A 23,077-nucleotide genomic window follows, 5' to 3' on the forward strand; every position below is an offset into this window, starting at 1 on the left:
GGCCGAACGAGGCAGGATTGTGACCATGTCCAACACCGCCTCCTCAGGCACCCCCATGGCGGCCGAGCCCCTCACCCGTGCCGTCCTCGAGATCGACGAGTACGTTTCGGGGCTCGGCTGGGACCAGCCCGCCCGGCTCTTCGCCCTGGTCGACACGGCCCGACTGCGTTCCGAGGAACCGGGGCTCGCCGAACGACTGGGTCTGACCGAAGACGTGCCCGAAGGCACCCTTACCCCTATCGAGCAGGACGAACTTCCGGCGGGCAGTCCGCTGGACGAGTTCCTCGGGACCATCGCGTGGCCGGACGCCGTGGTCGGCTGCGCGCTGTCCGTGGAGCGGCTGATGCTGCCGCCGTCCGCGGAGGCGTCCGTACCCGACGGCCTCGACGAGGCACGGCTGGCGAAGTGGGTCGCCGAGCACCCGGAGCGCCAGGAGGTCCGGATGACCGTGGCGGTGCTGCGGGGCGGGAAGCGCGATTCGGCGCTGCGGCTGCGCGAGAAGGACTCGGCGACCGACGTGCTCACCGGCTCCGACCTCGTACCCGGCCTGGCCGAGGCGCTCACGGCGACGTTCGCGGAGTAGCCCGGACGGCGGCGGCCTGCCGGTGCGTCAGTCCCTGGTGCATCTCGGCAGGCCGTCCGTGTCTCCGCCGCGGATGTCCTTCAGGGCGCTCATCGCGTCGTCGATGGTGTCGACCTTGACGAGTGTGAGCCCCTCGGGAACGTCACGGGCGGCGGCCGCGCAGTTGTCCTTGGGCGTGAGGAAGTACCGGGCGCCCTTGGCCCGGGCGCCGACGGTCTTCATCTCGATACCGCCGATCGGGCCCACCTTGCCGTCGTCGTCGATGGTTCCGGTGCCGGCGACGAACTTGCCGCCGGTGAGGCTTCCGGGGGTCAGCTTGTCGACGATCCCGAGGGCGAACATCAGACCGGCGCTGGGGCCGCCGACGTCGGCGAGCTTGATGTCGATGGCGAACGGGAGGGTGTGGTCGGTACCGGCCTCGATGCCGACGATCGCGCGGTCCTCGCCCCTGTCGTCGGACTCCGCGGTGGTGATCGTGATGTCCTCGGTCGTGGTCGCCGTCCTGTTCTCCTTCTCGGCGGCGGCCTGTTCCTTGGCGGGCACGACCGTGAAGACGACCTTCTCGCCGGCCTTGTGCTTGGTGACCAGCTCGGCGACGTCGTCGAACGCCTTGACCGGCGTGCCGTCGACGGCCTTGATCACGTCACCGGCGTGCAGTCTGCCCTCGGCGGGGGTGTCCTTGACGACGGTGGCGACGATCACCCAGGACTTCACCGGGATGTCCAGCTCCTTGAGAGCCGCGACCTTGGCGCTCTCCTGGGACTGGCTGAACTCCTCGGCGTTCTCCTGGGTCGACTGCTCCTCCGTCTTGCCGTCGGGGTAGAGCGTGTCGTGCGGGACCACCTTGTTGTCGTGTGCCAGCCAGCCGTACACGGCCTCGACGAGGTTCATGTTGTAGTCGGCGCTGGTGACCCGGACGGTGGTCATGTTCAGGTTGCCGGTCGTCGCGTAGGTCTTGCGGCCGGAGATCTGGAGCACCGGCTCGCCGTCGTGCTCGCCCAGCGTGTTCACCGTCGGACCCGGTGACATCTCCGAGTACGGCACGGTGATGAAGACTCCCGCGCACAGGAGCGCGATCAGCATCAGGGTGGAGGCGAGCATCGTCGCGGTGCGGCGTGGCATGGAACGACAGTACGGGACCCCACTGTCAACGCACCGTCGGGGCCGCCCGTCCGGGGGGCCGGCAGTCGCTCAGGCGTCCGAGTGCGACCTCTCCATGGCTTCACGGAAGCGGGTGTAGCCCGCCAGCTCGTGACCGTCGCCGATGGTCTTGCGGTTCCGTCCTGCCCAACTGCCCCAGGCCCCCGCACCGATCGCGGCGAAAAGTGGAATCAGCAACCAGGCGAGTGCCGCCATGCCGACCTCCCAACCCCGGTGAACCACCACAACTGACTGATCAGCAGATTAACCATCCGCTTGTTCAACGCTCACGGCAGGGGTCGGGTTACGCAACCGGAGGCCGGACGGGTACCCGGCGGGGCGGGTCAGCAGGCGCCCACCCACTCCTCCGTACCGTCGGAGAACGTCTGGTGCTTCCAGATCGGGACCTCGTGCTTCAGGTCGTCGATCAGCTTCCGGCACGCCTCGAACGCCTCCCCCCGGTGCGGGCAGGAGACGGCGACGACCACCGCGAGATCACCCACCCGCAGGTCACCGATCCGGTGCACGGCGGCGAGTGCCCGTACCGGGTACTCCGCGACGACCTTCTCCGCGACCCGCCGCATCTCGGCCTCGGCGCTGGGGTGGCAGGAGTACCCGAGGGCGTCGACATCCGCTCCCCCGTCGTGGTTGCGCACGGTCCCCACGAAGAGCGCGGTCCCTCCGGAGGCGTCGTCACCGACGGCCCGGAAGACCTCGTCCAGGGAGAGGTCGGTCTCCCGGATCGCCAGCAGCTTGATGGGGTCCTGTGCGGCCTGCTCACCGGGGTGGTCATTCGTGGGTGCCATACCCCCATCGTGCCCCACCCCGTCACCGGCGCGGAACGGCGTTCTCGTGTCTTCCCCCGCGCGCGTGGGGGCGCCGCAGCCCGCTGCGGAACACCTTCGGGTCCGGGATCCCCCCCCGCCCGGTCAGATCCGGCGCCGGGCCTTGCGCGCCCGCCGCACCAGCGCCGCTGTGCCCAGCAGGGCGACCGTCGCTCCGGCTGCTCCCGCCGCGGTGGCGTCCTTGCGTCCGAGCCGCCGTCCGGCGAGGGTGTGCCGTCCGGCGACCTCTCCGAGGAGCTCGGCGAGGACCTCCTCGTTGGTCCACCGGGGCCGCCATCCGGCGTCGTGCAGCCGGCTCCCGCTGACCACCCAGGGATACATCGTGTAGGCGAGGTCCCCGGCTGGCGACGGGGTGAGCCCGATCCGGTGGAGCCGGGCCGCGGCTCCCAGCGCGACGGCCGACGGCAGTTCCATCCGCCGTATCCCGCTGAGCTCCTCGACCTCCTCCTGCTCCAGCCATCCGTCACACCCGACGGCAAGCTCTCCCTCGGCCTTCTCCAGGGCCGCGTACTCCAGAGCGGTGCACAGGTCCTCGACGTGGCAGAACTGCCAGGCGGGCCGGGAGCCGGCCACGACCAGCAGCCGCGGCGACTCGAAGTACCTGGTCAGTGCGGTGTCGGTGCCTCCGACGAGCACGGCGGGGCGTACGACGGTGACATTGAGCCCGGGATGCGCGCGGGGTGCCCGCCGGGCGAGCCGCTCGACCTCCAGCAGGTCCCCGACGCCGGTGGCCTCGGCGGTGGCCCGCAGTTCGGCGTCCTCGGAGAGGGGCAGTTCGTTGTCGGGCAGCGCTCCGTAGACCATGGCCGACGTGCACAGCACGACACGGTGCACCCCTGCGGCAGCGGCGGCCGTGAGCACGGTCTGGGTGCCGCGCACGTTGTACGCCGTACGCGCCGCCGGGTCCGTCTCGAGGTCGAGGTCGAGCGCGAGGTGCACGACGACGTCCGCCCCGCGCAGTTTCTCGGCGATGGCCGGGTCACGGACGTCCAGGATGTGCCACTGCGCGTCCGCGCACTCGCCGCGCCGCTCGTCGATGGCGATGACCTGCTTGACCTCGCCGCCCGCGACGAGGCGCTCCGTGAGCATCGCGCCGATCCCGGCCGCGGCGCCGGTGATCGCGACGACGGGTCCGCGTCCGCCGGACGTGCCGCCGGCACGCGCCGCCGATGTCGAGGGGCGGTCTTCGGGCGTCGGCCGGGTCGAAGGGTTTCGCGCTGCGCGAACCTGTGGATCTGGGGAACTCACCGGGCGTCTCCAGCGGTTGTCTTCAGTAAGAACGCGAGTGACGCGTACGTACCAGGTGGCATCCATCCTGCCGCAGCCGCCGAGTCGGCGACGCACCGAGGCCCGAACCGGTTGTGGTGTCTACGCTGGGTGGTGATGCAGGGCAGCCGCCGTCGGAGCGAACCGGCGGCCTTAACAGCCGAGGAATCCCGTGAGTGACACCCCATTCGGATTCGGCCTTCCGCCGGAGGAGCCGGAGAACGGCGACGAGGGCAAGAAGAAGGACCAGCAGAGCGGTGGTGGTCAGGGACCTGCCAACCCGTTCGGTTTCGGGCCCGGCGGACCTGGAGGCGACAACCCGCTCGCAGCCATGTTCGGTTCGCTGAACCCCAACGACCTGGGCGCCGCGTTCCAGCAGCTGGGCCAGATGCTCTCGTACGAGGGCGGCCCGGTGAACTGGGACATGGCCAAGCAGATCGCCCGCCAGACGGTGTCCCAGGGCACCTCCGACGGCACCAAGGACTCCAGCGTCGGCCCGGCCGAGCGCTCCGCGGTCCAGGACGCCGTGCGGCTGGCCGACCTGTGGCTGGACGACGCCACGTCGCTGCCGTCCGGCGCCGCCTCCGCGGTGGCGTGGAGCCGCGCGGAGTGGGTCGAGGCGACCCTGCCGGTGTGGAAGGAGCTCGTCGACCCGGTCGCCGAGCGCGTCGGCGCGGCCATGGGCGACGTGCTGCCCGAGGAGATGCAGGCCATGGCGGGCCCGCTGCTCGGCATGATGCGTTCCATGGGCGGCGCCATGTTCGGTACGCAGATCGGGCAGGCCGTCGGCGTGCTCGCGGGCGAGGTCGTCGGCTCCACCGACGTCGGTCTCCCGCTGGGCCCGGCCGGCAAGGCCGCGCTGCTCCCGCTGAACATCGAGGCGTTCGGCAAGGATCTGGGGATCGCCCAGGACGAGGTGCGCCTCTACATCGCCCTGCGCGAGGCCGCCCACCAGCGGCTGTTCGCCCACGTGCCGTGGCTGCGCTCGCACCTGTTCGGCGCGGTAGAGGGCTACGCGCGCGGGATCAAGGTCGACACGGCGAAGCTGGAGGACGTGGTCGGGCAGTTCGACCCGCAGAACCCCGAAGAGCTGCAGCAGGCGCTTCAGCAGGGCATGTTCCAGCCGGAGGACACCCCGGAGCAGAAGGCCGCGCTGGCCCGTCTGGAGACGGCGCTCGCGCTCGTCGAGGGCTGGGTCGACGCCGTGGTCCACTCGGCCGCGAAGCCCCGTCTGTCGTCCGCGGACGCGCTGCGCGAGACGCTGCGCCGCCGCCGTGCCACGGGCGGCCCCGCGGAGCAGACCTTCGCCACGCTGATCGGCCTGGAGCTGCGTCCGCGCCGGCTGCGGGACGCCTCACGCCTGTGGGCCTCGCTGACGGACGCGCGCGGGGTCGACGGCCGGGACGGCCTGTGGGCACACCCGGACATGCTGCCGACCGCCTCCGACCTGGACGACCCGGACGGCTTCGTGCACCGCGAGCAGCTGGACTTCTCCGAGCTCGACAAGATGCTCGGTGAGGCCGCGGGCGGTTCACCCGAGAAGCCCAACCTGACGAAGGAAGACACCGCGGGCGACGAGAAGGCCGGGGACGCCGAGGACAAGGGCGACGACGACAAGTGATCCTGTACGACGACGCCGTCCTGGTCCTGAAGGGCGTCGAGGGCCAGGACGAGCTGCGCCAGGCATACCTCGACCACCTGGAGGCCCATCCGGACGGCATGTGGAAGGCGTGTACGGCCGGGCACGTCACGGCGAGCGCCCTGGTGATCGATCCGGGCCACGGCCGGGTCCTGCTGACGCTCCACAGGAAGCTGCGGATGTGGCTCCAGATGGGCGGGCACTGCGAGACCGGGGACGCCTCCCTGGAGGACGCGGCCCTGCGCGAGGCCACGGAGGAGTCGGGCATCGCCGGACTGACGCTGCTCCCGGGCGGGCCGGTCCGGCTCGACCGGCACCCCATCCCGCCGCCCTGCCACTGGCACTTCGACGTCCAGTACGCGGTCGTCGCCGAGCCCGGCGCCGTCCAGGCCATCAGCGACGAGTCCCTGGACCTGCGCTGGTTCCCGTACGACGAGGTGGCGGGGGTGGCGGACGACTCGGTCGTCCGCCTGCTGGACGCGACACGAGCGAGGCTCTGACGAGGCACGCGTAAGGGGCGACCGTCATTGCGGTCGCCCCTTACGTCCACGTCCCTGAGCCGCGCCCCGCAGGGGCGCGGGGAACTGCGCGACCGGCCACGACGGACCGGCGCCCGTCCACCGGCGGACGGCTCGGCTAGCTCCAGGCGTTCCCCTGGTTCTGCCCCCGGGCTCCTTGCTGCCCCATCCCGTACTGGGCGGAAACCCCAGAACCGATCACCGCGTTCTGCGGCGGCAGCAGCTCACTGGGCTGCACGAGCGCGTACCCCTGCCCCATGAAGCTGAGCTCCCAGCCCTCGCCGGTGTTGCCGCGGCGCCGGAACACCCCGGAGGAATGCGTCTGGGCCTGCATCTGCACGCGCAGGCTCGTCGACCAGGCGACGATCGCGTCGGCGTCGCAGTTGACGTACTTGTCCGGCGTGACCTGCAGCATCAGCGGACTGCCCGAGGTCATCAGGGCGACCTTGCCGCGCCCGGAGATGTTGAGCTGGTACTTGCCGGATCCGGAGATGCCGTACTGGCTGTCCACCGCGATCACCTCGTGGTGCAGCGCGGAATCCATCGCCAGGACGTAACTGCTGTCCACGGTGAGGCCGTCCTGGTCCACGTCCACCACATGGATGTGCTGGGCGAGGTTGGCCAGGTAGACGGTGCCCTGCCCGTGGCAGCGCATCAGGTCGAGGCCCTCCCCGGTGTGGGCGCGCGAACGCTGCTGGCCGGTGTTCTGGAACTCGGCGTCGAATTCCACGAGTCCCTGGTAGGCGACCATGGTGCCCTTGCGGGCGAGCACGTCGTCGTGTCCCTCCAGGAGGACGCGCAGCATCTGCTTGTTCTGCAGGCTGTAGCGGTCCTGGGACTGCTGGTCGTTGTAGGCGAAAAGCGGGCTCTGCATGATGTGTGTCCTCCCCCTCAGCCCCGGACCCGGAGGCGGTCGGTGCTGTCCTCGCTGGGCTGGACGACGACGATGCCCTGTCCGGAGAAGGCCATCTGGAAGGCTTCGCCGCTGCCCCGCCCGATCAGCGACTGTGCCTTGAAGCTGCGCTTGCCCTTCACCTTCAGGTTCGGGGACCAGGCGACCAGCGCGTCCGGGTCGACGTACGTCTCGTCCTCGCCGCCGCCGCAGTCGACGACGATGGGCTTGCCCCGGGAGGTCAGCGCCACCCACCCCTGCCCGGAGATCCTGGTGTTCCACAGACCCTGGCCGGCGAACTTCGCCAGCCCCTTGACCCGCTCGACACCCCAGGTGAGGTGGGCGTCGAAGGCGAGCAGGTTGGTGGCGTTGACGGAGATCGCGTCGCCGTCGAGGTTGATGACGACGACGTTCGCCCCGTAGTCGGAGAGGTAGAGCAGGCCGTCTCCGGAGCACTTCATCAGGGGTGCGCCCTCGCCGGTCATCCAGTCCTTGGCGATCTGGCGCACGGCCGGCGGATTGGGCTCGTACTGGACGAAGCCTTCATAGGCGACCATCGACCCCACGCGCGCGAGGAGGTCGTTTCCGGTCTGCATGGCGACCTTGAGCATGTGATTGCCGTGGTTCTCCATGCGCGCGGCAACGGGTGCCGGGGCGAAGCCCGCGAGCTGCTGGTTCATGTGGACGGGCTCCCTCAGACCTCGTACGGCTGGACGACGATGAAATTACCGGGCGCGCCGCGGAACTGGAGGTTCACGCTCTCCCCGGTGTCGCCCGGGTAGGCGTTGCGGCGCATGCGCACCTGACTGGAGACGATCACCTGGGAGGCGGCGGACCACGCGACGACGGCGTTGCAGTCGGCGAACGTCGTCGGCGTCACCGGCAGGACCACGGGCACGCCACGCGTCTTGACGACGACCGTGCCGGTCCCCTGGAACTGCATCGTGAACAGGGCGCCTCCGGGGATGCCGTGCCCCTCGATGCGGCGCACCTCGTACTGCAGTGTCTCGTCGAAGGCGAGGACGTTCTCCGCGGAGACGCAGACGGCGTCGCCCTGCAGCTCGACGGGGTGCAGCATGGCGCCGTTCTCCGCGAGGAACACCTGGCCGCGGCCCGAACAGCGCATGAGCTGCATCTCCTGGCCGGTCGCGTTGCCCACGATCCGGCCGGCGAACCCGGCGCCCTTGTAGCTGAAGTCGACCTTGCCCTGGTAGAGGACCATGCTGCCCTGGCGGGCCAGTACGGCCTGGTCGCCGCCCGCGCCGAGGTCGACGCGGACCAGCTTCTTGTTCTGCTGGGTCCAGCGCTGTCCGGTGGGCGTCTCCTTGTACGCCTGCAGTGCCGCGGTGACACCGGCGCCGCCCTGCGGAGTGCCCTGCGGCACCCCGTACGCGCCGGGCGCGCCCGGGGCACCCGGCGGGCCGGGCTGCCCCGGCATCTGGCCGAACGGCGGCTGCTGACCGTAGCCCGGAGGCGGAGTCGGCTGGCCGTAGCCCGGAGGCGGGGCGGGTGCCTGCGGTGCCTGCGGGTATCCGTAACCGGGTGGCAGGGGCGCGGTCTGGCCGGGTGCCTGGCCGTACGGGGGCTGCTGACCGGGCTGCCCGTAAGGCGCGGGAGCCGGCGCCGGCGGCGGTACGGGGTCGCCACCGGGAGGAGTCATGGGCGCGACGACGGTCGGCGCGGTGTGCACCGGCGGTGCGGGCGCCGACGGTGGCGTGGGCGCCGGGGGCGGCGCGAAACCCTGGGCGGGCTGCGGCGGCGCGGGAGCCGGAGTGGCGGGGCCCGCGGGGGCCCCGAACGCGGGCGGCGCGGAGGTCTGCGACGGCGGCGCGAACGACGGGGCGCCTGCCTGCGGCTCCGGCGCGGCCGGCTCCTCCTCGGCGACCTCGCCGCCGAAGTTCTTCAGCAGCGCGTCGAGTCCGCCGTCGAAGCCCTGCCCGACCGCGGCGAACCGCCAGACGTCCTTGAGGTAGAAGTCGCCCAGCATCACGGCACGCTCGGTGGAGAACTCGGCGCCGGTGAACGAGTACCGGGCCACCTCCTCGCCGCCCGCCACGATCCGGATGTATCCGGGGGCGACCTGGGACATCTGTCCGGCCCCGTCGACGGTCGCCGTGAACGACAGCTTCTGGATCTGCGGAGGGATCTTGTCGAGGGTGACGCGGAAGGACTCCGTGTCGCCCGCCTGCGCGCCGAGGAGCTGAACCGACTCCTCCGGAGTCTTCGGCTGGTTGAAGAAGACGAAGTACCGGTCGTCCGACAGCCGTTCGTCGGCGTCGAGACCGAAGCAGCTGATGTCGAAGGTCAGCCCGGGGCCGGTGATCTGCACACCCACGTACAGATCGGTCCCCGCGGTGAGGTCACTGATCCTGGCCTTGTGGCCGCGTTGGAATTCCCTGGCCATGCGTAACGACCGTCCCCCATCCCGAAAGCAAGTGCGTCGCGTCAGGCTAACGGCAAAATCCGGCCGTGGACGAGGCCGGTACAGACCCGGTACACAATCCCTGCCTGTGGCCGCCCGGGCAGGTTCCGGTGCGGACCGGCTTCACTCGCCGCGCGCCGCGGGCAGGTGGGGGAGCCGATCGGCGGCGACCACTCCTTCGAGGTAGCCGCGGGCCCGCTCGGTCCGCGGGTACGCCTCCAGGAGCCGCCAGAAATCGGCCCCGTGGCCAGGGACGAGCAGATGCGCGAGCTCGTGGACGAGGACGTAGTCGACGACGTATTCGGGCATGCCCTGCAAGCGGTGCGAGAGACGGATGCTGCCCTCGGCCGGGGTGCACGAGCCCCAGCGCGTGTTCTGGTTGGTCACCCAGCGCACCGAGGCGGGCCGGGCCCGGCCGTCGAAGTACAGCTCGGAGAGCCGGGCGGCGCGCTCGGACAGCTCCGTGTCGCCCAGTACCCGCTTGCTCTCCTGCGCGGCCAGCTTGTCGAGCATGACGGTGACCCAGCGCTGCTCCTCCGCCTCCGACATACGGGCGGGAATGAGCACGACGGTGCGATCGCCCTCGCGGTACGCGGACACCGTTCTGCGCCGTCGCGTGCTCCTGCGGACTTCGATCGCGCTCGCCCCCGAGCCGCTTGGCGGCTGGCTCGTCGTGCTGCGCTGTGGACTTCCGGCGCGGTGCAGTGGGTCGGCGGGCACGCCCCGACGTTACCCGTTGCACATGGTGGAAGTCCCGTCTCCGGTACGCATCGATGCCGAACCGCACCCCACGGGCTCGATTTGTACGACGAACATCCACCGCCTGTGGATAACTTTCGGCACGCGCCGGGCAATGCGGGCATCCTGGCATTCGACCGGCGGAGCAGGACGAACTCCACCGGCACCACGGGGACGTACGGGGGGTCGCTTCATGCATCCGATGGTGAAACCCGCGCTGCGGCGCGGCTGGCGGGATCTGCACACCGTGCAGTTCGGCATGGCACCGGCTCACGCGATGGTGCTCGGCCCGATGGACACGGCGACGGGCAGTCTCCTGACCTTGTTCGACGGCACACGCGGACTTCCTCTGCTGCGCGACGAGGGGCGACGCATGGGGCTGCCCGACGGCCATGTCGACGGGCTCGTGGAGCGGCTGTCCCGGGCCGGACTGCTGGACGACGCGACGGGCGGGGGCCCGGCCGCCGACGCGCTGCGCGGCAGAGGGGCGGAGCTGGACCGGCTGCGGCCGGACGCCGCCGCGCTCTCCCTGGTCGCCCCCGGACCCGGTGACGCGATGCGCCGGCTGGCGGCCCGCCGCTCACTGCGCGTACAGGTGCGGGGCGCGGGGCGGGTCGGCGTCGTGCTGGCATCGGCCCTGGCGGGCGCGGGCGTGGGCCGGGTCGACGTACAGGACGGCGGCCGCGTCGAACCGTGGGACGTGGCGCCGGGCGGGCTGCCCGTGGAGTCCATCGGCGAGCGCAGGGACGAGGCCGCACGGCGCGCGGTGCGCGGAGCGGCACCCGGCCGCCCGCCCCGCGGCGGTGGCGGCGCCCGGTCGGCTCCCGCCGAGGACGACCCGGGTCTCTCCCTGGTGATCTTCGCGCCCCGGGACGGACTCGCCGTCCACGCTCCCGACCCGGTGGTCGGCGAACCGCTGGTCACATCCGGTACGCCCCATCTCTTCGCCGGGGTCGTGGAGGGCACGGGGGTCGTCGGCCCGCTGGTCCTGCCCGGGGACACGGCGTGCGCGGGCTGTCTGGACCTGAGCCGTACCGACCGGGATCCGACCTGGCCGCGCCTGCTCGCGCAGTGGCGCTCCGGGCGGCCCCACCAGGTACCGGCGTGCGATCTGACACTCGCGACCACGGTCGCGGGGCTGGCCTCGGGGCATGCGCTCGCCTTCCTGGACGGGGAAGTACCGTCGAGTGCGGGAGCCCGCTGGGAGGTCTCGGCACCCGGTTTCGACTGGCACGCGCGCCCGGTGTGGCAGCATCCCGCATGCCCCTGCGGGCCCGGGGAGAGAGGTAAGGGGGAGCAGACCTCGGACGACGAAAGGCCGCACGAGACAATGGACGGGCAACAGCCGCACGCGGCACGGCTGTCCGGTACTTGGAGGGCGCATGTCTGATCTTCCCCGGAAGGCGGTCACCCGAACCGCCAAGCTCGCCGCGCTGCCGCTCGGCTTCGCCGGGCGCGCGACCTGGGGACTCGGCAAACGGATCGGCGGCAAGTCCGCGGAACTCGTGGGCCGCGAGGTGCAGCAGCGCACGGCCGAGCAACTGTTCAAGGTGCTCGGCGAGCTCAAGGGCGGCGCGATGAAGTTCGGACAGGCCATGTCCGTCTTCGAGTCGGCGCTGCCCGAGGAGGTCGCGGGCCCGTACCGCGCGGCGCTCACCAAGCTGCAGGAGGCGGCCCCGCCCATGCCGACACGCACGGTGCATGCCGTGCTGGAGGAGCGACTCGGCGACGACTGGCAGGATCTGTTCCTGGAGTTCCAGGACAAGCCGGCCGCGGCGGCCTCCATAGGGCAGGTGCACCGGGCGGTGTGGCACGACGGCCGGGAGGTGGCGGTCAAGGTCCAGTACCCCGGGGCGGGCGAGGCCCTGTTGTCCGATCTGAACCAGCTGAGCCGTTTCGCTCGCCTGCTGGGACCGCTGATTCCCGGCATGGACATCAAGCCGCTCATCGCGGAGCTGCGCGACCGGGTCTCCGAGGAACTCGACTACGGCCTGGAGGCGCAGGCGCAGCGGGCGCACGCGGAGGAGTTCGCGGACGACCCGGATGTGCTCGTGCCGTCGGTGGTCCACCAGTGCGAGCAGGTGCTGGTCACGGAGTGGATCGACGGGATACCGCTGTCCGAGGTGATAACCGACGGGACGCGGGAGGAGCGGGACCGGGCGGGGCAGCTCCTCGCCCGCTTCCTCTTCTCCGGCCCGTCCCGCACCGGTCTGCTGCACGCCGACCCGCACCCGGGAAACTTCCGTCTCGTACCGGCCGACCCCCACCAGGACCTCGCGGGCTCCCGCTCCCGAAGCACCGACGGCACCGACGGCACCGAGAGCACAGACGGCACTGAGGGCGCTGGGGGCAGCGATGGCTCTGACGCCACCGGCGACTCCGGCGACAGGAGCGGCTGGCGGCTGGGCGTCCTGGACTTCGGCACGGTGGACCGCCTTCCGGACGGTCTGCCGCCGACGATCGGCGACTCCCTTCGCATGACCCTCGACGGCGAGGCGGAAGCCGTCTACCAACTCCTCTGCGAGGAGGGCTTCGTCAGGGAGTCCATAGAACTGGACCCGGACGCCGTCCTGGACTACCTGCTCCCCATCATCGAGCCGGCCCAGGTCGACGAGTTCACCTTCACCCGCGGCTGGATGCGCAGCCAGGCGGCCCGGATCGCCGACCCCCGCTCCCCCGCCCACCAGCTGGGCAAGCAGCTGAACCTGCCTCCGGCGTATCTGCTGATCCACCGGGTGACCCTGAGCACGATCGGGGTGCTGTGCCAGCTCGGAGCGACGGTACGGCTGCGTCAGGAACTCGAGGACTGGCTTCCCGGCTTCCTGCCGGACGCGGAGGGCCTGGACGAGGAGACTCTGGACGAGGAGGGCTCGGCGGCCGGGGCGTGACAGACGTACCGCGGGGGCCGGTCCCTCCGGACCGACCCCCGCGATCAGCGACTGTCTCTCTGCCTCTCGGCCGACGGCGCACGAGTCCTACTGCATGACCGCCATGGCCAGGGCGCGGCGGGCGCGCCGCGAGGCACGCTCGGCACGGCGCTGCATCCGGCGGGCCATCACCAGGCGCATGGCCCGGCGTTCCTGCTCGGCCTCGTGGATCCGCGCGTGCATATGCGCACGCGCGAGGGCTTCTGGGATGAGTTGCATCTCGCGGGTCCTGTTCTGACGCGAGTCGTTCGCGCCGGTGGAGGTGAAGTCTGGGATCGCGGAGCCGGTGGGCTCGCCGGTGGACGGCTTCATCGGGGCCTGTTTCCTGGGGTCGTGCGTCAGGGGGCGATCGATCGTTCCTGTGATGTTCATGCCGCAACCGGGTTCTTGCGCGGGCGGCCACGCGGCCGCTTCCGGGCGACGACGACACCCTGGACGAAGAGCTCGCCGCCCCAGACGCCCCAGGGCTCACGCCGCTCCTTGGCGCCGGCGAGGCATGCCTCGATCAGCGGGCAGGTGCGGCAGAGGGACTTGGCGTACTCGACGTCGGCCGGCGACTCGGCGAAGAAGACCTCCGGGTCGTAGGAACGGCAGGGGACGGGTACGCCGAGGTTCTCGATGGCGTCGTCGAGCGCGGTCAGCGCAGTGAGCGGGATCAAGGTGGAGTCCTCCGTGGAGCCGGGCGGGGTGATCGTTTCGGAAGGCGGTACGGACGGGGCGTGCGCTTCGAGTTGCACGGCTTGTCTTCCTCGTCTGGTCGTGCCGGCCGGTTGGCCGGTTGGCGGCTGGTACCGGGGTTTTCTGTTGTCCCGAGGCCCCTTCGCTCTGCCGTCCCCGGTCGGGGACAAACAGAAGGGCCGCGGATCCCGGGTGGGGTTCCGCGGCCCTGAAGGCGCCGGCCTGATCGTCGATCAGGCTGGATCACTCCAGGGGTCAGGCCCACGGAAGGCCCACATCGTGTGGTGCGTCTGCTTGGCGGCTCCGGCACCGGTGGCCGCAAAGGCATAGGCGTGCGCCTGTGCCTCTACTGCTTCCAGTGCCTTCATCGGTCGCTCATTGCGCTCGCGGACAGGGAGTCCCGCGAGGGACACGGAGGACGCCGGCCGGATGGCAGCGATGCCGGACAGACCGGTGCCCAGGTTCGAGAAGCCGAGCAGGCAGGCGGAGACGACCGAGCGATCGGTCATTTTGACGGTGTTGGCGGAGCTGGTGGTGATGCTGATCACTGGAATCGCCTCCTCTCGGCGTCTCTGGGACCGGGCGAGCCGGTCCGTCGGTTGTTAAGTACAGCACGGAACCGGGGCCTTCGAGAAGGCCGCCGTTTCCGTGCTTCAGAACCTATGGGGATTGCCGGGGCATGCGCAAACTATTTTCTCGACGAGTTTGAATCATTCCTCATCCTGGCCGGTCTCGAGCTCTTGACCTGCACATATGGCGAGTACGTCGGCTCCGTAGCGGTTGAGCTTGCGGGCGCGGACGCCCGGGATGCGGGCCAGCTCAACCGGAGTGGACGGCACCGCTTCCGCGATGGCCATCAGTGTCTTGTCCGTGAAGACGCAGAAATCCGGTTGTCCGCTCCGCTCGGCCTGGGTCGCCCGCCAGTCGCGCAGCCGTTCGTAGAGTCCCTCGTCCATGTCGGACGGGCAGTCCTCGCAGCGCATCAGCTTCATCTCACCGGCATCGCTGAGGGTGCGGCCGCAGACCCTGCAGCGGGCGGGGGTGCGACTGGTCCGCCGGGGCACGCCGGGGGCGCTGCCCGGCGCTCCGCGCTCGATGCCGCCCGCGCCGCCGGGGCCGGGCACGCCCCTGCGGCCCGCGGTGGCGACGGAGCCCGGGCGCAGCCCGTCGAGGAAACGGCTGGGCCGCCGGTTGGGGCGGCCGCCGGGTGAGCGGGACTGCGACCAGGAGACGGACAGGTGCTCTCGCGCGCGGGTGACGCCGACGTAGAGGAGGCGGCGCTCCTCCTCGATCTGTTCGTCGGTCCTGGCGTAGCTGATCGGCATCATGCCCTCGGCGACGCCGACGACGAAGACGACGTCCCACTCCAGGCCCTTGGCACTGTGCAGGGAGGCGAGGGTGACGCCCTGGACGGTCGGGGCGTGCTGGGCGCCGGCCCGCTCCCCGAGTTCGGCGACGAGGTCGCCGAGGGTGGCGTCGGCCTTCGCGGCGGCGAAGTCCTGGGCCAGGTTCGCGAGGGCGGCGAGGGACTCCCAGCGCTCCCGGACAGCGCCGGAGCCGGCCGGCGGCTGGTGGGTCCAGCCGTCCCCGGACAGGACGGCCCGTACCTGCGAGGGCAGGTCGGGGGCGTCGTCGAGCAGTGAGTCGTTGCCTCCGAAGCGGGCCGCGCCGCGCAGGGCGTGAATGGCCCGCTTGACCTCGGGACGGTCGAAGAAACGCTCGGCCCCGCGCAGCTGGTAGGGCACGCCGGCATCGGCGAGGGCCTGCTCGTAGATCTCGGACTGCGAGTTCGTACGGAAGAGGATCGCGATCTCGCTCGCGGGGGTGCCGGAGGCGATGAGGTCGCGGATGCGGCGGGCCGCGCCTTCGGCCTCGGCCGGCTCGTCGGTGTACTCGGCGTAGACGGGCTCCGGGCCGGCGGCACGCTGGGAGATCAGTTCCAGCCGGTGGTCGGCGGCCCGGCCGCGGGCCTGGGCGAGCAGCCCGTTGGCGAGATGGACCACCTGGGGGGTGGAGCGGTAGTCGCGGACGAGCTTCACGACCGTGGCCCCGGGGTGGCGGATGCGGAAGTCGAGGAGGTGGTCGGGGGTCGCGCCGGTGAAGGAGTAGATGGTCTGGCTGGCGTCGCCGACGACGCAGAGGCTGTCGCGCTCGCCCAGCCACAGCTCCAGGAGGCGCTGCTGGAGGGGGCTGACGTCCTGGTACTCGTCGACGACGAAGTGCTGGTACTGGGCGCGGACGGCCTCGGCGACGTCGTGCTGGTCCTGGAGGATGCCGACGGTCAGCAGCAGGACGTCCTCGAAATCGATGACACCGCGGTCGCGCTTGATGTCCTCGTAGGCGGCGTAGAGCTGGGCGATCTCGGCACGGTCGCGGGGGGCTTCGCGGCCTGCCTTCACCGCCGCCGCGGCGTAGTCGGCGGGGACGGTCTGGGTGACCTTGGACCATTCGATCTCGGCGGTGACGTCGCGCAGTTCACCGCGGTCGAGGCGGACGCGGCAGGCGGCCGCGGCGTCGGCGACGAGCTGGATCTTGCGGTCGACGATGCGGGGCAGGCTGCCGCCGACTGCTTTCGGCCAGAAGTACTGCAGCTGGCGCAGGGCGGCGGAGTGGAAGGTGCGGGCCTGGACCCCGGAGGCGCCGAGCTGGCGCAGGCGGCCCCGCATCTCGCCCGCGGCGCGGTTGGTGAAGGTGACGGCGAGCACGCTGGAGGGCTGGAGGATGCCTGCCCGCACCCCGTAGGCGATGCGGTGGGTGATGGCGCGGGTCTTGCCCGTGCCGGCTCCCGCGAGCACGCACACCGGGCCGTGCAGCGCGGTGGCGACCTCGCGCTGCTCGGGGTCGAGCCCTTCCAGTACCGCGTCGGCCCCACTCGGAGCAGCCGGGTACTGCGAACCGTGTGAGCCCTGCGGGAAAAGGGTGGAATGCGTTGCTGCTGTCACCCCGCCATGCTGCCAGGTCGGTGGAGGCGGGTGCGTCGGTTGTCCACAGGGAGACGCTCGCAGTCGTACTAATGCGGCAGGCGTCAGGTGCCTTCCACCCGGGCGGGCAGTGGGAATGGCAGCCCGGTCGCGTACGTTCCCTCCACAGCGAACACGCACCTCCCCGCAGCGAAGGAGCACCAGAGACATGCCGGGCACCGTGACGATGTACAGCACCACGTGGTGTGGCTACTGCCGTCGGCTGAAGAGCCAGATGGACCGTGAGGGCATCACGTACGAGGAGATCAACATCGAGCAGGACCCGGACTCCGCGGCGTTCGTGGAGAAGGCGAACGGCGGAAACCAGACGGTTCCCACCGTCCTCTTCCCGGACGGTTCGACGCTGACGAACCCTTCGCTGGCGCAGGTCAAGCAGAAGATCGGCGTCTGACGGAATCAGCGCTTCAGGCGGCCGCTCCGCGCGTCGGCAGGGGCTTGCCGTACCAGAGCTCGATCAGACGGGCCGCAATCGAGATGCCGTACGGAGGCAGGACCTCCCCGGACTCGAAGGCGGCCCGCAGGTCTTCCCGGGAGAACCAGCGGGCCTCCTGGATCTCCTCGCCGTCGACGGTGATCTCCGCCGACGTGGCACGGGCCATGAAGCCCAGCATGAGGCTGGAGGGGAAGGGCCAGGGCTGGCTGGCGACGTACTCGACCTCGCCGACGGTGATCCCGGCTTCCTCGAAGACCTCGCGGCGGACCGACTGCTCGATGGACTCGCCTGGCTCGACGAACCCGGCGAGGGTGGAGAAGCGGCCCTCGGGCCAGTGCACCTGACGGCCGAGCAGGATGCGGTCCTCGTTGTCCGTCACCGCCATGATCACGGCGGGGTCGGTGCGGGGGTAGTGCTCGGCGCCGCAGGCCGGGCAGCGGCGGATGTGGCCGGCCGCGGCGATCACCGTGCGTTCACCGCAGCGGGAGCAGAAGCGGTGCAGGCGCTGCCAGTTCTCCAGGGCGACCGCGTGCACCATGAGGCCGGCGTCGCGGGGCGACAGGAGCAGGCCGGCCTCGCGCAGGCCCGCCGCGCGCGCGGACTGGTCCATGCGGCCGGGCAGGGTGTCCTTCTGGAGGGCGAAGTAGCTGACGCCGTTGTCGTCGGTGCCCAGGAAGTACCGGTGCGCTTCGGTGAGGGGCGCTTCGAAGGACGGGGTCATGACGAGTTCGGTGGTGCCGTCGGGCGTCTCGTCGATGAGGACCTGGCCGCCGGACACCACGAAGGCGCGGGTGGTGGGGTGGCTCCACGCGGCGGCGAGCCACGCCTCGTCGAGCCGGTGGTGGGCGGCCCGGTCGATGCCGCTCTGAGCGGTGAGCGAGATGGGTCGGTCGGCGGTGTGGTCGGTCCAGGTGGTCACGGGTGCTTCCAACTCCCCCGGTGAAACGGTTGTCTCGGTGGGCTGTTCAGCCGGATGTACGGCAGGACGTGTGCGGCGGGGACGGGTGCGGCGGCGCTTCCTCAGTGTGCATCGCGCCAGTTCTGGGCCAGGTCGTCCCACAGATGGGCGGTGGTCTCGACGCCTTTGAGCAGGAGGTCGAGCTCGACCTTCTCGTTCGGGGCGTGCCAGCCGTCGGACGGTACCGAGATGCCGAGGAACAGCACGGGGGCGGCGAGGACGTCCTGGAGGTCCGCGGCGGGCCCTGATCCGCCTTCGCGCGTGTAGCGGATCTCCTGTCCGAAGGCGCGGCCCATGGCACGTGCGACGGACCGCAGGGCGGGGTGGTCGAGTGGTGTCAGGCACGGCCGTGTCGCGGCGCCGAAGGTGATCTCGTGGCGGATTCCGGCGGGCAGCTGCGTGGCGGCCCAGGCGCGCACCGCCTTCTCGATGTGGTCGGGGTCCTGTCCGGCGACGAGCCGGAAGGAGAGTTTGACCATCGCCGAGGACGGGATGATCGTCTTGCTCCCGGGGCCCTGGTAGCCGCCGCCGATGCCGTTGACCTCGGCGGTCGGGCGGGCCCAGACGCGCTCCAGGGTGGTGTGGCCGGCCTCTCCGTGGGTGGCCGTGGACCGGGCGGTGCGCAGCCACCGTTCCTCGTCGAAGGGCAGCTCGGCGAAGAGTTCCCGCTCACGGTCGGTGAGTTCGGTGACGCCTTCGTAGAACCCGGGGACCGCCACGCGCGCGTGCTCGTCGTGCAGGGCGGCGACGAGGCGGGCGGCCGCGGTGGCCGGATTGGGTACGGCACCGCCGAACGAGCCGGAGTGGATGTCCTGGTCGGGCCCGTACAGCTGGATCTCGCACTCGGCGAGGCCCCGCATGCCGGTGCACACCGTGGGGGTGTCCTCGGACCACATGCCGGTGTCGGAGACGATCACGACGTCGGCGGTCAGGCGGTCGCGGTGCGCCTCGACGAGGGCGCGGAAGTGCGGCGAGCCGGACTCCTCCTCGCCCTCGACGAGCAGCTTCAGGTGGACGGCGGGTGCCGTGCGGCCCGTGACGGCGAGGTGGGCGCGGACGCCGAGTGTGTGGAAGAACACCTGCCCCTTGTCGTCGGCGGCCCCGCGCGCGTGGAGGCGGTTTCCGCGGACGACGGGCTCGAAGGGGTCGGTGTCCCAGCCGTCCTCGCGGGCGGCCGGCTGCACGTCGTGATGGCCGTAGACGAGGACCGTGGGTGCCTCCGGGTCGTCGGAGGGCCATTCGGCGAAGACCGCGGGTGCGCCGGGGGTGGCCCAGACCTCGCAGGTCGGGAACCCCGTCTCGTGCAGCTTCGCGGCGAGCCAGTCGGCGCTGCGCCGTACGTCCGCCGCGTGCTCGGGCTGGGCCGAGACGGACGGGATGCGCAGCCACTCGGCGAGGTCGTCGAGGAAGGCTGCGCGGTGCTGCTCGATGTACGCGCGGACGGCGCTGTCCGGAGTCTTGCTCATGGTCACGAGCCTAACCGTCCACGCGCGCGTGCTGGTCCGGCGGTTCGTCGGGGACCCCTTCGGGTGGTTCTTCCAGCAGGAGGCGTTCCAGTGCGGCCCGGTCCGGCAGGTTCTCGGGGCGTACCACCTCGCCGCTGCGCACGTACAGGAACGCCGCCCGTACGGAGTCCAGGGGGATGCCGTGCTGCTCGGCCCAGGCGAGCCGGTAGAGGGCGAGCTGGAGGGGGTCGGCGGTACGGGTGCGGTTGGTCTTCCAGTCGACGATCTCGTAGGACGTCGTGCCTTCCCCGTCGTCTGCCCCGTCCGGCTCCTCCTTGTAGACGGCGTCGATACGGCCCCGTACGACGCGGCCGGCGATGGCGAGCTGGAAGGGGGCCTCGACCCGGTAGGGCGTGCGGTGGGCGTACGGGGTGCGTTCGAAGGCGGTCTTGAGGGCTTCCAGGTCGCGTTCGTCGGCGATCTCGGCCTCGCTGCCCGGCAGTTCCTCCGGCTCCAGCATCGGCAGCGTCAGTTCTTCGAAGCGGGCTTCGATCCAGGCGTGGAAGCGGGTGCCGCGGCGGGCGGCGGGCTGCGGCGGGCGTGGCATGGGGCGCGCCAGGTCCTGGGCGAAGCCGTCCGGGTCCGCGGCCAGGTGCAGCAGCTGGGACGCGGTCAGGGAGGCCGGCAGGGGGACGTCCGTGACGCTTTCCCGGGCGCGCAGGAGTTCCCCGGTGAGGGCGTCCAGGTCGCGGTCCCAGGAGGCGACGGTGCGGGCTTCCTCGGGGGTGAGCGGCGTGGTCTCGGGAGGGTGCGGGCGAGCGTCGGGGGCCGGGGCGGGGTGCGGGATCCGCGGGCGGGCCGGGGTCCACGCGTGCCAGTCGTCCGGGTCGACCGGGGGTTCGTCTGTGAGATCGGTCTCTTCGTGGTCTTCGGGCTCTTCGTAAGGAGGTTCGTCGGTCTCTTCGGTGAAGTGGCCGTCTCCGTAGGGAGGCTCGTCCTCCTCCGGTGGAGGCGGCCAGTCCGGATCGTCGTACGGGCCCGCGTCGTCCGGGGTCGACGGGTGGGCCGCCGCATGGGAGCGGCCGTGCGCGTGGGCGGCCTCGACATGGGCCAGCACCGTCCGCGCGGCGTCCCTGCGGCGGGCCGTGGCCAGGTCGTCGAGCGGGAGCGGCCAGGCGTGGTCGCCGCCTGCCGCCTGCAGTGCGGGGTTCTCCTCGTCCTCTCCGGGCTCGTCCGCCCATGCCTCGATCTCGCCGTGTCCGGCCTCGCAGTGCGCGTACAGGGCGTGCAGGAAGTCCGAGGGCCCGCGGGGCTTCTTCTGCGAGGGGCCCCACCAGTGGCCGGAGCCGAGCAGCAGGGAGCGGGGGCGGGTGAAGGTGACGTACCCGAGGCGGAGCTCCTCGGTGTGCTGGTGCTCCTTCATGGCCTCGTGGAACTCCCTCATGCCGCGGGAGTCCCAGGCGTCGATGTCGGGCAGGGTGTCGGCGTCCCCGCGCAGTTCGTGCGGGAGGACCTTGCCCTGGGCGGTCCACTTCTCGCGGCCCTGCCCGCTGGGGAAGGTGCCGGTGACGAGCCCCGGGACCACGACGACGTCCCACTCCAGGCCCTTGGACTTGTGCGCGGTGAGCACCTTGACGGTGTTCTCGCCTCCCGGCAGCGCGTTGTCGAGGCCCTTCTCGTACTGCGCGGCGGTGCGCAGGAAGCCGAGGAAGGCGAGGAGGCTCGCCTCGCCCTCGTTGGCGGCGAAGGAGGCGGCGACGTCCAGGAAGTTGGACAGGGTCTCGCGGCGGCGGGCGGCCAGGGCGTGCGGGGACGCGGACAGCTCCACCTCCAGGCCGGTGGTGGCGAGGACCCGGTGCAGGACGTCCATGAGCGGGTCGGCGAGGGAGCGTCGCAGCTCGCGCAGTTCGGTGGCGAGCCGCGCGAACCGTACGCGGGCGTCGGCGGAGAACGGCAGCCCGTCGCCGTCCCCGTCGCCGCCGAGCGGTGTCTCCAGGAACGTGTCGAGCGCGTCCGCCAGGGAGATCACCTCGGCCGGGTCGACTCCTTCGACGGCCGCGGCGAGCCGCCGGTCGGGGTCGTCGTCGGGCCCCACGCGCGTGTGGGACACGAGCAGCCGGGCGCGGCGGCCCAGCAGGGCGAGGTCGCGGGCGCCGATGCGCCAGCGTGGGCCGGTGAGCAGGCGGACCAGTGAGGCGTTGGCGCCGGGGTCCTGGAGCACCTCGCAGACGGCGACCAGGTCGGCGACCTCGGGCAGGTGCAGCAGTCCGGAGAGGCCCACGACCTCGACGGGGACGTCCCGGGCGACGAGGGCCCCCTGGATCTCGGCGAAGTCGGTCGCCGTGCGGCACAGGACGGCGATCTCACCGGGTGCCTTCCCGGTGCGTACGAGGTGGGCGACGGAGTCGGCGAGCCAGTCCATCTCCTCCGCGTGGGTACGCAGCAGGGCACAGCGCACCATGCCGTCGCGCTCGGCGCCGGGGGCCGGGCGCAGTGCCTCCACGCCCGCGTGCAGGGCGCGCAGGGGCTCGGCGAGGTCGTTGGCGAGGTCGAGGAGGCGGCCGCCGCTGCGGCGGTTCTCGCTGAGCGACTGGCGGGTCGCGGGGCGGCCGTCGGCGTGCGCGAAGTGCTCGGGGAAGTCGTCGAGGTTGGCCACGGAGGCGCCGCGCCAGCCGTAGATGGCCTGGCAGGGGTCTCCGACGGCGGTCACCGGGTGGCCCGTGCCACCGCCGAACAGGCCCGCCAGGAGGATGCGCTGGGCGACCGACGTGTCCTGGTACTCGTCGAGGAGGACCACCCGGAACTCGTCGCGCAGGATGCCGCCGACTTCCGGCCGGGTGCGGGCGAGGGTCGCCGAGAGGGCGATCTGGTCGCCGAAGTCGAGGAGGTCCCGCTCGCGTTTGGCCGCCCTGTAGCGGCTCACCAGCTCGGCCAGCTCCCGCCGGGCGGCGGCCGCCTCCGGGACCCTGCGCAGGTCCGCGTTGGTGAGTTTGGCACCTTCGAGGTCCCGCAGCAGCCGGGCGTCGTACGAGCGCAGGTCCTCGGGGCGTACGAGGTGTTCGGCGAGCTCCGAGTCGAGCGTGAGGAGGTCGCCGACCAGGTCGGGGAAGGAGCGGGTGAGCGCGGGGTAGGGGCCCGGTGCCTCGCGCAGGACGCGTGCGGCGAGCTGGTAGCGCGTCGCGTCGGCGAGGAGACGCGCGGTGGGTTCGAGCCCGATGCGCAGCCCGTGGTCGGTCAGCAGACGACCGGCGAAGGCGTGGTACGTGGAGATGACGGGTTCGCCCGGAGGGTGATCCGGGTCGATCACGTCCGGGTCGGTGACTCCGGCCTTGATCAGGGCCTTCCGTACGCGCTCGGCGAGCTCGCCCGCCGCCTTGTTGGTGAAGGTCAGTCCGAGGACCTGCTCGGGGGCGACCTGTCCGGTGCCGACCAGCCACACCACGCGCGCGGCCATCACCGTGGTCTTGCCGGAGCCCGCTCCGGCCACGATCACCTGCGGGGCGGGCGGTGCGGTGATGCAGGCCGTCTGCTCCGGGGTGAACGGGATGCCGAGGAGCTCCTTGAGCTGCTCGGGGTCGGTGATACGGGCTGGCACGTCAGAGAGGCTAGCCG

Annotated in this window: 21 protein-coding genes; 6 read left to right on the top strand and 15 right to left on the bottom strand. The window is 71.6% G+C overall.

Annotated features, from left to right (window positions below):
- Positions 1 to 25: 25 nt before the first annotated feature.
- Positions 26 to 583: a PPA1309 family protein gene (locus tag ACFYXC_RS09430; RefSeq protein ID WP_388912312.1), complete on the top strand. Its 558-nt coding sequence runs from the start codon at positions 26 to 28 to the stop codon at positions 581 to 583.
- A gap of 27 nt (positions 584 to 610) precedes the next feature.
- On the opposite strand, the gene ACFYXC_RS09435 is transcribed toward ACFYXC_RS09430, so the two are convergent.
- The 4 genes from ACFYXC_RS09435 to ACFYXC_RS09450 all read right to left on the bottom strand — a co-directional run bounded on the left by ACFYXC_RS09435 (position 611) and on the right by ACFYXC_RS09450 (position 3,816).
- Positions 611 to 1,705 (bottom strand): PDZ domain-containing protein, encoded by a 1,095-nt coding sequence (locus ACFYXC_RS09435; RefSeq protein WP_389548852.1) that lies wholly within the window; start codon positions 1,703 to 1,705, stop codon positions 611 to 613.
- A 69-nt stretch (positions 1,706 to 1,774) separates the two neighbouring features.
- Positions 1,775 to 1,921, bottom strand: coding sequence for a hypothetical protein (locus ACFYXC_RS09440; protein ID WP_388912884.1), 147 nt, complete (start codon positions 1,919 to 1,921; stop codon positions 1,775 to 1,777).
- 146 nt (positions 1,922 to 2,067) lie between these two features.
- Positions 2,068 to 2,529 (bottom strand): molybdenum cofactor biosynthesis protein MoaE, encoded by a 462-nt coding sequence (locus ACFYXC_RS09445; protein ID WP_388912306.1) that lies wholly within the window; start codon positions 2,527 to 2,529, stop codon positions 2,068 to 2,070.
- A 123-nt stretch (positions 2,530 to 2,652) separates the two neighbouring features.
- Positions 2,653 to 3,816: an SDR family oxidoreductase gene (locus ACFYXC_RS09450; protein WP_389548855.1), complete on the bottom strand. Its 1,164-nt coding sequence runs from the start codon at positions 3,814 to 3,816 to the stop codon at positions 2,653 to 2,655.
- Positions 3,817 to 4,006: 190 nt separating this feature from the next.
- Between ACFYXC_RS09450 and ACFYXC_RS09455 the strand changes: the two genes are divergently transcribed.
- Both ACFYXC_RS09455 and ACFYXC_RS09460 read left to right on the top strand, forming a co-directional pair.
- Complete coding sequence (locus ACFYXC_RS09455) at positions 4,007 to 5,455, top strand: zinc-dependent metalloprotease (RefSeq protein WP_388912300.1); 1,449 nt, start codon at positions 4,007 to 4,009, stop codon at positions 5,453 to 5,455.
- Positions 5,452 to 5,973, top strand: a complete 522-nt coding sequence (locus ACFYXC_RS09460) for an NUDIX hydrolase (protein WP_389548858.1) — start codon at positions 5,452 to 5,454, stop codon at positions 5,971 to 5,973. Before ACFYXC_RS09455 ends, ACFYXC_RS09460 begins: the two co-directional genes overlap by 4 nt.
- A gap of 136 nt (positions 5,974 to 6,109) precedes the next feature.
- On the opposite strand, the gene ACFYXC_RS09465 is transcribed toward ACFYXC_RS09460, so the two are convergent.
- The 4 genes from ACFYXC_RS09465 to ACFYXC_RS09480 form a co-directional block, all read right to left on the bottom strand.
- Positions 6,110 to 6,865 carry an AIM24 family protein gene (locus tag ACFYXC_RS09465; RefSeq protein ID WP_389548861.1) on the bottom strand — a complete coding sequence of 252 codons (756 nt, stop codon included), beginning with the start codon at positions 6,863 to 6,865 and terminating at the stop codon, positions 6,110 to 6,112.
- 17 nt (positions 6,866 to 6,882) lie between these two features.
- Positions 6,883 to 7,563 carry an AIM24 family protein gene (locus ACFYXC_RS09470; protein ID WP_388912292.1) on the bottom strand — a complete coding sequence of 227 codons (681 nt, stop codon included), beginning with the start codon at positions 7,561 to 7,563 and terminating at the stop codon, positions 6,883 to 6,885.
- A 14-nt stretch (positions 7,564 to 7,577) separates the two neighbouring features.
- Complete coding sequence (locus ACFYXC_RS09475) at positions 7,578 to 9,287, bottom strand: TerD family protein (protein ID WP_389548864.1); 1,710 nt, start codon at positions 9,285 to 9,287, stop codon at positions 7,578 to 7,580.
- 141 nt (positions 9,288 to 9,428) lie between these two features.
- Entirely contained in the window at positions 9,429 to 10,025 is a 597-nt protein-coding gene (locus ACFYXC_RS09480) for a M48 family metallopeptidase (protein WP_388912286.1), read from the bottom strand.
- A 211-nt stretch (positions 10,026 to 10,236) separates the two neighbouring features.
- Here ACFYXC_RS09480 and ACFYXC_RS09485 point away from each other — a divergent pair, with 211 nt between their 5' ends.
- A complete protein-coding gene (locus tag ACFYXC_RS09485) occupies positions 10,237 to 11,433 on the top strand; it encodes a TOMM precursor leader peptide-binding protein (RefSeq protein ID WP_389548867.1) in 1,197 nt (398 codons plus the stop codon).
- Positions 11,426 to 12,931 (top strand): ABC1 kinase family protein, encoded by a 1,506-nt coding sequence (locus ACFYXC_RS09490; RefSeq protein ID WP_389548869.1) that lies wholly within the window; start codon positions 11,426 to 11,428, stop codon positions 12,929 to 12,931. Before ACFYXC_RS09485 ends, ACFYXC_RS09490 begins: the two co-directional genes overlap by 8 nt.
- An 87-nt stretch (positions 12,932 to 13,018) precedes the next feature.
- Here the strand turns inward: ACFYXC_RS09490 and ACFYXC_RS09495 are convergent, their stop codons facing one another.
- From ACFYXC_RS09495 to ACFYXC_RS09510, 4 genes are all read right to left on the bottom strand, one after another.
- Positions 13,019 to 13,342, bottom strand: a complete 324-nt coding sequence (locus ACFYXC_RS09495) for a hypothetical protein (RefSeq protein WP_388912277.1) — start codon at positions 13,340 to 13,342, stop codon at positions 13,019 to 13,021.
- Complete coding sequence (locus tag ACFYXC_RS09500) at positions 13,339 to 13,707, bottom strand: WhiB family transcriptional regulator (RefSeq protein ID WP_389548873.1); 369 nt, start codon at positions 13,705 to 13,707, stop codon at positions 13,339 to 13,341. The genes ACFYXC_RS09495 and ACFYXC_RS09500 overlap by 4 nt, the downstream gene beginning before the upstream one ends.
- A 174-nt stretch (positions 13,708 to 13,881) precedes the next feature.
- Positions 13,882 to 14,196, bottom strand: a complete 315-nt coding sequence (locus ACFYXC_RS09505) for a hypothetical protein (RefSeq protein ID WP_389548876.1) — start codon at positions 14,194 to 14,196, stop codon at positions 13,882 to 13,884.
- Positions 14,197 to 14,358: 162 nt separating this feature from the next.
- A complete protein-coding gene (locus ACFYXC_RS09510; RefSeq protein ID WP_389548878.1) occupies positions 14,359 to 16,590 on the bottom strand; it encodes an ATP-dependent DNA helicase UvrD2 in 2,232 nt (743 codons plus the stop codon).
- A gap of 187 nt (positions 16,591 to 16,777) precedes the next feature.
- On the opposite strand from ACFYXC_RS09510, the gene ACFYXC_RS09515 reads away from it, so the two are divergent.
- Positions 16,778 to 17,020: a mycoredoxin gene (locus tag ACFYXC_RS09515; protein ID WP_388912265.1), complete on the top strand. Its 243-nt coding sequence runs from the start codon at positions 16,778 to 16,780 to the stop codon at positions 17,018 to 17,020.
- Positions 17,021 to 17,033: 13 nt separating this feature from the next.
- Here the strand turns inward: ACFYXC_RS09515 and nudC are convergent, their stop codons facing one another.
- The 3 genes from nudC to ACFYXC_RS09530 all read right to left on the bottom strand — a co-directional run bounded on the left by nudC (position 17,034) and on the right by ACFYXC_RS09530 (position 23,060).
- Positions 17,034 to 17,981 carry an NAD(+) diphosphatase gene (gene nudC / locus ACFYXC_RS09520; protein WP_389548883.1) on the bottom strand — a complete coding sequence of 316 codons (948 nt, stop codon included), beginning with the start codon at positions 17,979 to 17,981 and terminating at the stop codon, positions 17,034 to 17,036.
- Between the two features lie 101 nt (positions 17,982 to 18,082).
- Positions 18,083 to 19,486, bottom strand: a complete 1,404-nt coding sequence (locus ACFYXC_RS09525) for a dipeptidase (protein WP_389548886.1) — start codon at positions 19,484 to 19,486, stop codon at positions 18,083 to 18,085.
- 10 nt (positions 19,487 to 19,496) lie between these two features.
- Positions 19,497 to 23,060 (bottom strand): UvrD-helicase domain-containing protein, encoded by a 3,564-nt coding sequence (locus tag ACFYXC_RS09530; protein WP_389548889.1) that lies wholly within the window; start codon positions 23,058 to 23,060, stop codon positions 19,497 to 19,499.
- Positions 23,061 to 23,077 lie beyond the last annotated feature (17 nt).

It is taken from the genome of Streptomyces sp. NPDC002701 (assembly GCF_042889045.1).
Lineage (GTDB): Bacteria > Actinomycetota > Actinomycetes > Streptomycetales > Streptomycetaceae > Streptomyces.